Origin of the sequence: Salsuginibacillus kocurii DSM 18087 (genome assembly GCF_000377705.1) — a bacterium.
GTDB classification, from domain to species: Bacteria; Bacillota; Bacilli; order Bacillales; family Marinococcaceae; genus Salsuginibacillus; species Salsuginibacillus kocurii.
The window spans coordinates 356,658-365,989 of record NZ_KB898626.1 but is presented as its reverse complement, the minus strand read 5'-3'; the positions used below and the strand labels follow the sequence as shown (position 1 = coordinate 365,989).

Here is a 9,332-nt window from a genome sequence, read left to right as displayed (position 1 = left end):
GCTCGATCCACAGGCGTCACCCCGAAGGGATCAACCTGCTTCACGCGCTCGACTTGCATGTATTAGGCATGCCGCCAGCGTTCGTCCTGAGCCAGGATCAAACTCTCCGAAGCACAGGGATGTGCAAGTGCCGACGTTGCGACAGGACGTCGCGACGTTAGTCGGCCTTCCTTAACACTTACCTGCGTAATTTCGAAGCGATTTGACTCGCTCTCATATAAACTATCAATTAAAATTGACAGGCGCTTTCTTTCATTCAGTTTTCAAAGGGCGAACAAACATTCCGTCGCTCAAAGCGACAATAACTATTGTACAATGCAAACAAAACAATGTCAACAATAATTTCAAATCAAATTTTCAAAGCTTCATAGCTTCATAGCTCTGAAGAAAATCTATCTTCTCATATCGTAAGAAGAGAGTCAATAGTTTTCATTTCGCTTAAAAAGCTTTATTGTGCTTTCTGTCGCCAGAACGTTAAACTAAAGAAATTGAACTAAATTCAATAGTTATTTAAAATCTGTCTTAATGCGACAAGAAATAATATATCACTTATGCTCTAACTGCACAACCCTTAATATAATTTTTTCATCTGGAAAATGAAGGTAAATAAATCTGTGAAAGAGAAACTTATAAATTGAAAGGGGATGAAAGCAGCTTGTACTTCAGCATTTTCCCGTTAAGGTAGGACAAAAACATTTGTCAACACAAGCACCAATACACCAGGAATGCCTAAAAATCCGGCTACTGCTGAAGTAATAATGTTAATGGGAAGATAAAAATCCACCAGTCCACCAAATAAATTAATAAAAAATAAAACGAGAGCTCCCGTCACAAGACGAACGAGTGATTTACCAACCCATTGTAAAGGCCTAACCCCGCTGCCACCGCCAAACATCAACGCTAAACAAATAACTAAGCCAATAAGAGTAATGCCCAATACTGGATCCATTGTATGCCTCCTGCCTATTATCGTTTATTTTCTTCTATAACTATGCGCCGGGGTGTCCAAGCATACCTTCAAAATATTAACCCTCATTCATGGCTAGTAACAAGATGCCTCCTATCCTTTTCTTCGGCTCTGTTACACAGATGTAGTGCTTTGCCTTCATACTACCCTCCATAGAAACCGACACCGATGCTATTTGCTTTTGCCTATCCAGGCAGCTGTGCATATGTTTTAGTCCCCATAAGAAAGCGCCCGTTCTGTACTGTCGCACAGACGAGCGCTTTCTTATCATTGTTTATTTTTATTTCTACGGCGCGCTTCTCTTAATAGGAACATGTATTTTGCTTCAATAATCTTCACCTGCGCCATCACATCTGGCGTCGGGTCGACACTATGAGCAAGAAAGCTATGGTGCCTTTCCCGCTCAGCTTTTAAATGCTTGAGGTAATATAACAAACGTTCATTTTCTTTCTTTCGAATGCGTTTTTTCCGAAACCGCATGCGGCTCTCACCTCTTATAGCTCACGACGCCCTTCAATCGCCCGAGATAAAGTGACCTCATCAGCATACTCTAAATCTCCCCCGACCGGTAAGCCGTGAGCTAAACGAGTAATTTTTATCCCTGTAGGTTTCACCATGCGTGACAAATACATGGCCGTTGCTTCCCCTTCAATCGTAGGGTTTGTGGCTATGATCACTTCTTGGATCGTATCATCTTGTAGCCGTTTGATTAACTCTGGTATTTTCACGTCTTCAGGGCCAATACCGTCCATTGGTGAAATCGCACCGTGAAGCACATGGTACAAACCTTGATACTCTTTCATTTTCTCCATAGCGATTACATCTTTAGATTCTTGTACGACACAAACGGTCGTTTGATCCCGCTGGTTGTCTTCACAAATACGGCAAGGATCTACATCTGTAATGTAATGGCACTCAGAACAATAGGTGAGATTTCGTTTGGCGTCCGCCAATGATTTCGCAAATGAAAGAACTTCATCCTCTTTCATATCCAGGACGTAAAACGCCAGCCGACTTGCAGTTTTCGGTCCAATTCCCGGAAGCTTCATGAACCCGTCAATCAATTTGGAAATGGGCGTTGGGTAATGCACCCGCTCCACCCCCTTAGAACATTCCAGGCAAGTTCATGCCTTTCGTAAATTTACCCATATCTTGTTCAACTAATTCATCTACTTTTTTCATGACTTCATTTGTAGCTGCTAAAATCAAATCCTGAAGCATTTCAACATCTTCTGGGTCTACAACATCTTCATCAATCTCTACTTCAAGAATTCGCTTGTCTCCAGAAGCTACGATTCGAACAGCTCCTCCTCCTGAAGTAGCTTCTACCGTTTTCTCTTTTAGCTGCTCTTGTGCTTCCTGCATTTGTTTTTGCATTTTTTGCATTTGCTTCATCATGCTTCCCATGTTCTTCATGTTTTTGTCCCTCCAAAAATAATAGTATAAACACTTTTCTTAATTGTGTTCTTTAACATCAATTAATTCCTCGCCTACTAACTTTACCGCTTCATCAACAATAGGATCACCTGGTGGGGCTTCCTCTTGTAATGAAGGTTGTTCTTTTTCCATTCGCTCCCGGTACTGAGATTTAATTTTCTCCCATTCCGGCTCTATTAAGGTAAATACTTGCATCGGACGCTTCATCACCTGTTCTACCGCACTTTCTACGGTAGCTCTGAATTTTGTATCCACCATATTCCGATGCATTTCATTTTGAAAGGCGAGTAAAAGCCCTTCATTAAAGGCTGCTACCGGCTTTGAATCACTAACCCATGCATGCCCGGGGACGCTTTCTTTTTTCACAAGGTTCATCACCTCTGCCCATTGACTCGTCAGTTCTTGAAGGGATTGTTTCGATGCTTTCTCTAATAAGTGTTCGATTTTTTGCATGCTGGCTGACGACATCGCCGGTTGAGGAGTTCTTTCAGGTCTAGCTGGAGGCTTAGGTGCCTGTTTCGACTGGACGTTCGTGTTGGCAGAAGTGTCTGATTTTATCCTTTCCACTTCTTTTTCTAGATGTTGAATTTTTTGAAGGAGTTCTTCATGGTTTGCCCCTTGTTCAGCTCCGGGCGCTACAGAGGATTCATTGTTCTTTTCATGGTTGGAGAGATGAATAAATGCCAACTCTAAATAAATCTTCGGGTGGCTGGATCCTTTCATATCACGGTGATATTTATTTAAAATATCGATGACCTCATACAACCAAGAAGGTGTAATATCCTCCGCTAATGCTTTAAATGAATCATCAACGCTTGCTCGGTCGAGAATCTGATTTAACTCTGGTGCTGTGCGGTACAATAAAAGATCCCGCAAATAATAAATTATATCCTCCATGAACCGCAGCGGGTCTTTACCATCACGAATAAGCTGGTCTGCTGCCTGGATAGCTTTCGCAGAGTCCTTTGTGCTAAGTGCTTGTATGGTTTCTCCGAGAAAGGATTGTGAGACTGCGCCTGTTATAGCTAAAATGTCATTTGCAGTGACTGTTTTTTCAGCAAACGAAGAAGCTTGGTCCAATAAGCTAAGGGCATCTCTCATTCCACCCTCAGCAGCTCGGCTGATCAATTGAAGCGCCTCTTCCTCAGCATCAATTCCTTGCTCATGCAAAATATAACGCATTCGTTCGATTAAATCTTCAGCAGAGATCCGTTTAAAATCAAAACGTTGACAGCGAGAGGCAATCGTTAAGGGTATTTTGTGAGGCTCCGTCGTGGCAAGAATAAACATTACATGGCCCGGAGGTTCTTCAAGAGTTTTCAAAAGCGCATTGAACGCCCCTGTAGAAAGCATATGAACCTCATCAATAATATACACTTTATAGCGTACGTCTCGAGGAGAAGCCATCACATGTTCACGAATGTAGCGAATTTCGTCTACTCCATTATTGGAGGCTGCATCAATTTCCACAACGTCAACAATCGACCCATCGCTAATCCCTTTACACGCTTCACATTCATGGCAGGGTTCACTTACCGGCGCCCGTTTACAATTAATGGCTTTGGCCATGATTTTGGCCGCACTTGTCTTTCCCGTGCCACGGGGACCAGAAAAGAGATAAGCGTGAGAAAATTTTTCTTGTTGTAATGAATTCTGCAAAGTACGCGTGATGTGGGACTGCCCGACCACATCTTCTAAGTTCTTAGGCCGCCACACCCGATACAACGCTTGATAAGCCACTAAATACCCTCCCTCACGCATTTCGAATCCACTTTAATTATACTTTGTACACTAAGAGTTTTCAAAACAGATTCGCTATTCGTTTTGAACAATTTATTTCCGTTCGTGTTCAGCGCAGCTTTGATTTCCTACCTGTAAAAAAACGGCTTCCGTCTCCGGAAGCCTGGTGTGTTTCTATAGCCTATGTATAAAGCCGTGCACCTTCTTTCGATTCTGTTTCCATAAGCGCTACCTGAGTCGTTAGCTCGATCCAGGCTACTCTGCGGCACACAGAAATGACCGCTTACTGCTGCTTCCTTCCGGACCTGACAGGGTTCACGGGTTTCCGTTGCGCAGAACCCGGATGTCAACACCACGTGCTCAGGTCAGACCTCACAGAAACAAAACCTCGAGAAGGGATTCAGCCTCGCTCTAGCGGATTGCGAGTTACAGGGCACCGCTACCTCCCCACTTAGCACGGCAAATATGATAACGAATAATTAGGCACTGTTTTTCAGCGCAATCTATAGTATATCTTTTTCCTCTAATAAACGCAAGGGGAAATTATTAATCGTTTGAAGAGTTTTTGTCTACTTCAGTCGTTTGGCCTTTTTCTTCAAGTTCAGCCAATTTAGCTGTCAAAATATGAGGGGGGGTGTGCATCACATGTTCTAGAGGCATGTTTAACTTATCAGCAATCATCTGAGCCGTCTCCGCAGAAAATTGGTTGGGACGCATGCGAATCCTCCTTTATAAGGTGTCATTCTTTGAAAAGAATACCACGATTTTTTGATGAGTACCAACCCTCAACTCTCAGATTTCTTCTCCCGTTTATTTGCTCGCAGCTGTCTGAAAAATTGAGTCAATCGCTCTCCACATTCCTCTTCGTTCACCCCGGCAATAACTTCCACTTGATGATTGAACCTAGGATCTTCTAATAATGAATATAGGCTGTGTACGCAGCCCGCTTTAGGGTCTTTTGCTCCGTAGACCAGTTTGGAAATACGTGATTGCAATATAGCCCCTGCACACATCGGACAAGGTTCAAGGGTAACATAAAGGGCACAATCATCAAGACGCCAAAAACCAGTTTCAAGTGAAGCTTGTTCAATCGCAAGCACTTCCGCATGAGCGGTAGCCTGCTGCTTGCTTTCACGAAGGTTGTGAGCCGTAGCAATAACACGGCCGTCTTTTACAACCACTGCTCCAATCGGTACTTCTCCTATTTCTTCAGCTTTTTTGGCTTCTGCGAGAGCCTGCTCCATAAAATAATGATCTTGGTCTTCCATCTTTTTCGCTCCTCAAGTACTCATATTTCTAACGGAAAAACATTCATTATATGCTCATGCATGTTATTTTCGTAAGCCACTTTAGGGGGAAGTTATTTTCTTGTCCGACGCTAAGCGTCCCTAATTCCATCACCTGCTTGGCACTTCCGTATACAAGAGCAGGCTTACGAATGAAGTAGAGATACGAGTATAGATTATTAATGTTTATATGTATAGCAGATTATTAAAAAGAGGTTTCCTTATAGTCTGTTCTCGGAAGACGTTATTGGAAGCACCTCTCTTTCATCACAGATAGAAGTGCGACATCGGCTTCATCTTCATTACGTTTGATGTCCCCGTGTCTTTTTTCGCGGGTTTCTCCTTCCGCTTCTTTCAGTTTTGAAGACGAACAATGTTCTGGAAACACCCTTCTTTACATTCATGATATCTTTTATTAACGATACTGTTTTTTCCAATTGTTTCATGTGAAACAAACGGGGTAAAGTCTTATATCTCTTGTTCTTATTATAAAAGCTGTTTTCTAAAAGATGGTTTTCTTTTTAAAAGGGATACCCCGTGCGTTCGCTACAGGCGGAGGCATAGCTGCCCATTTTCCCGCACGAGTCACCGCCTTTCGCTTATTCGGCAAATTTTTAATAACAGCAAAGTTTGCGAAAACAGTCTTACAAAAAAATTGATTATTAAGAGCCTTTTCACTTATGATGATATTAATTCATTTAATAGATAGCGGTGATTAAGCTTGTTAGAAGATACAGGAGAACGGATTATCCCTAACGAGATGAAGCCGAGCAATGGGTTATTGCTGGAGCATCTCGCCAGGTATTATTTTGCTCTCCCTTATGCAGAGGGGCGCGTTTTAGATATTGCCTGCGGAACAGGGTATGGCACGCAAATGACCGCCAAATCCCGCAAGAAACAGATCACAGAAATCATCGGGGTGGATATTGACAAAGATACTGTCAATTACGCTCATAAAACCTATAACCACCCGTCGATGCGTTTTCAGCAAGGCGATGCCAACAACCCGGCGTTTAAAAAAGAAATTGGAACTTTTGACACCATTTTATCGTTTGAGACGATTGAACACGTGCCTGACGACCGGGAATTCTTAACTAATATTTTTGAACTGTTAAAGCCTGGAGGTACACTCGTTCTATCTACCCCATTTGGCCAAGGGCGTGGCAAACCATGTAATTCCCCTTTTCACTACCATCAGTTAACGGAACGTGAATTCCATACTTTATTTGATGAAGTGAATGCACCGTACCTAGACATTCAGTTTTATTATCAAAATGGAGTAGCTATTGAAAAAGAAAAACGCCCGAACCTTCGTTACCCGCTCGGTATTGCTGTATGTAAAAAAGCTTAGCCTCCCCTTTGCCGTGCCTGTCCTTTACCCAGAAGCGGAACTCTTACGTTTTTTCTACTTATATTTATCAATAAAAATCCCGATCCGAAAAGCGGATTGGGATTTTAAATGTGTTTATGTAATCCACTTTTTATATTTGCCTCACATAGAAACTAAGCTTATCTGCCAAATCATGAGCCCCGACAACTATATTTACACTAAAAATGTTTAATTTCCCAAGAAGCAGAACATGTTAAGTAAGACCACTTCTCTCTATGAGCCAGGTAGATTACATGTAACCATTCTTTAGCCCATTTGAGAGCCGAGTGTCTTTTGATTTTGCCTATTAAAGAGCCTTCTTACTGCTCCCTCTTTAACATAACTAAACAGGAAGGATCGATGCTATGGGTAAACCAGGGACCCAGGTGCCAGTTTCTAAAGAGTTCAGCAAAAATATCGATTATCTGTTGAAAGAAATGCGTATCGAGGATAATTTCGATATTATCCATCATAAAATTGAAGCAGGCGGACGGAAGATAGGGATGTTTTTTGTTGATGGCTTCATCGACGACCTTTCTATCATTGAAGTTATAAAGTGCGTAAAGGCTCTTGAAGAAGGGGCTTTGCGCAAAGATCCAATCGATACTCTCATGCATACGGTTATTCCCCACCAAGAAACCGAGACATCAGAAGATCTTGAAGAGGTTATCGGACAAGTATTAGCCGGTCAAACGGCTTTTATCATTGAAGGATGTACAGAAGTTATATTAGTAGACAGCCGGGAGTACCCCGCCCGTGAACCAGAAGAACCAGATATGGAGCGAGTCGTGCGCGGACCGAGAGATGGCTTCGTAGAAACACTTGTTTTCAATGCAGGACTCATACGACGCCGGGTCAGAGACCGCTCGCTCGTCATGGAACATCTGCAAATAGGAACCCGATCAAAAACAGATGTTATCATCTCTTACATTGATAGTATTGTCGATATGGAAGTCGTGGACCGATTAAAAGATAAGCTAGAAAAAATTGAAATTGACGGGATATCTATGGGGGAGAAAACAATAGAGGAATTTATTTTCGGAAAAAGCCTTAACCCTTATCCCTTAGTACGTTATACCGAAAGAGGCGATACCTCCGCCGTAAATTTAATGGAGGGCCACGTCCTCATTTTAGTAGATGGCTCTCCGAGTGCAATGATGTGCCCTTCTACTTTTTGGCATCATCTTCAGCATGCCGAGGAATACAGGCAAAAACCAGTGATTGGCTTTTCCTTGCGTTGGGTAAGGTTTGCGGCTGTCTTTACGGCATTATTCGTATTACCGTTATGGTTTCTTTTTGCCACACATCCTGACCTCTTACCAGCGCAGCTTGAGTTTATTGGAGTGGAGGAAAGCGGTGCTCTTCCTTTGTTTTGGCAGTTTATGATTGCCGAGCTTGGTGTGGAAATGCTACGGATGGCCGCTATTCATACGCCGGACGCCTTGGCAACTGCGCTCGGTTTAGTAGCTGCGATTTTAATCGGCGAAATTGCTGTAGAGGTAGGTTTATTTCAAGCAGAAATTATTTTATATACAGCCGCCGCCGTCATTGGTGGTTACGCCACCCCTAGTTATGAACTTAACCTGGCCAATCGGTTTTTCCGGGTAATCTTTCTGATTAGTGCTGCCATCTTTAGCTTACATGGGTTTATAGTAGCGGTGTTTATATGGTTTATCTTATTGGTTACAACCAAAGCGTTAAACACCCCTTATTTATGGCCTTTTATTCCGTTCAGCCCGAAAGAATTTTTCGAGACGCTGGTGCGCTCACCTATTCCTCTAAAGAACAAACGACCCAGTTACTTAAATCCTAAAGACAAGACGAGTCAATAAAAAAGAACAAATCCATGCGGGCAGCAGCTAAAGTTTTTAACTTACCAAGAAGTATAAAAAGCCCGCGGCAAAAAAAGACACGGCGACATCAATCGTAATGAAAGGGAAGACGTTGTCGCACGTGAGTCCCGGGTAAAAGATGTCATCTTCTAGCTGAGTTTGTCGAAAATTAACGTATAAAATAAATAACGAAGAAAACACAGGCAGGCAAAAACATTTTGGTTTTTACCTGCTTTTCCTCATTTATAGAAAAAACCGATTAGCATCAGCAAAATAATGATAAGTGAATTGATAATAGGATATAACGTGCTCCTGAACACCTGCGGATATTTCTTTTGGGTTAGGAGCAGAAAGATAACAATGTTCCCTGATAAAAGCACAACAGCCAGGACCGCGGCCGATTCATAAGTCAGCTCTAACGATAAGAAAGAGAGCAGAATAAGAGTCCCACCCACGATAAGTAATAATGCCGTAATCTGATGCCAAGCAATATGAAAGCCCGCTTTTGCAAGAGGAACCATATTCGACCGCGTTAATTCAGGCACTATCTTTTTTTCTCCCCACATTCCATGCACGACCCCTGTAACAGCTGTAATAACCCCTGCAAATAGATAAAAGAAATTGATGTTCTCCCTCCGTTCATCTATACCTCTACCCTTCCTGAATATAAATACTCTCACTGTTTGGCTTTTTTTAAAATT

The 9,332-nt window shown here is 42.4% G+C and carries 9 protein-coding genes, 1 rRNA gene, 1 other RNA gene and 1 pseudogene; 2 read left to right on the top strand and 10 right to left on the bottom strand.

What is annotated here, in order from left to right; genetic code table 11:
• The 9 genes and pseudogenes from D469_RS0110385 to tadA all read right to left on the bottom strand — a co-directional run.
• Window positions 1-113 (bottom strand): 16S ribosomal RNA (locus D469_RS0110385); the annotation flags it as partial.
• A gap of 563 nt (window positions 114-676) precedes the next feature.
• A complete protein-coding gene (locus D469_RS0110380) occupies window positions 677-949 on the bottom strand; it encodes a pro-sigmaK processing inhibitor BofA family protein (RefSeq protein ID WP_018923326.1) in 273 nt (90 codons plus the stop codon).
• Window positions 950-1,234: 285 nt separating this feature from the next.
• A complete protein-coding gene (locus tag D469_RS0110370; RefSeq protein ID WP_018923324.1) occupies window positions 1,235-1,447 on the bottom strand; it encodes a YaaL family protein in 213 nt (70 codons plus the stop codon).
• A 14-nt stretch (window positions 1,448-1,461) separates the two neighbouring features.
• Entirely contained in the window at window positions 1,462-2,058 is a 597-nt protein-coding gene (recR, locus tag D469_RS0110365) for a recombination mediator RecR (protein ID WP_018923323.1), read from the bottom strand.
• A 13-nt stretch (window positions 2,059-2,071) separates the two neighbouring features.
• A pseudogene (locus tag D469_RS0110360) lies at window positions 2,072-2,389 on the bottom strand (YbaB/EbfC family nucleoid-associated protein); the annotation flags it as partial.
• Between the two features lie 33 nt (window positions 2,390-2,422).
• On the bottom strand, window positions 2,423-4,144 hold the full coding sequence (gene dnaX, locus D469_RS0110355) for a DNA polymerase III subunit gamma/tau (protein WP_018923321.1): 1,722 nt from the start codon (window positions 4,142-4,144) through the stop codon (window positions 2,423-2,425).
• A 193-nt stretch (window positions 4,145-4,337) separates the two neighbouring features.
• Window positions 4,338-4,604: signal recognition particle sRNA large type (gene ffs / locus D469_RS21630), an RNA gene on the bottom strand.
• A gap of 86 nt (window positions 4,605-4,690) precedes the next feature.
• Window positions 4,691-4,861, bottom strand: a complete 171-nt coding sequence (locus D469_RS21625) for a YycC family protein (protein ID WP_018923320.1) — start codon at window positions 4,859-4,861, stop codon at window positions 4,691-4,693.
• A 68-nt stretch (window positions 4,862-4,929) separates the two neighbouring features.
• Window positions 4,930-5,412, bottom strand: a complete 483-nt coding sequence (gene tadA, locus D469_RS0110345; RefSeq protein ID WP_018923319.1) for a tRNA adenosine(34) deaminase TadA — start codon at window positions 5,410-5,412, stop codon at window positions 4,930-4,932.
• 739 nt (window positions 5,413-6,151) lie between these two features.
• Between tadA and D469_RS0110335 the strand changes: the two genes are divergently transcribed.
• Both D469_RS0110335 and D469_RS0110330 read left to right on the top strand, forming a co-directional pair.
• Window positions 6,152-6,781, top strand: a complete 630-nt coding sequence (locus D469_RS0110335; protein ID WP_018923317.1) for a class I SAM-dependent methyltransferase — start codon at window positions 6,152-6,154, stop codon at window positions 6,779-6,781.
• Between the two features lie 383 nt (window positions 6,782-7,164).
• On the top strand, window positions 7,165-8,631 hold the full coding sequence (locus D469_RS0110330; RefSeq protein ID WP_018923316.1) for a spore germination protein: 1,467 nt from the start codon (window positions 7,165-7,167) through the stop codon (window positions 8,629-8,631).
• Between the two features lie 239 nt (window positions 8,632-8,870).
• Here the strand turns inward: D469_RS0110330 and D469_RS0110325 are convergent, their stop codons facing one another.
• Window positions 8,871-9,176: a hypothetical protein gene (locus D469_RS0110325; protein WP_156816963.1), complete on the bottom strand. Its 306-nt coding sequence runs from the start codon at window positions 9,174-9,176 to the stop codon at window positions 8,871-8,873.
• Window positions 9,177-9,332 lie beyond the last annotated feature (156 nt).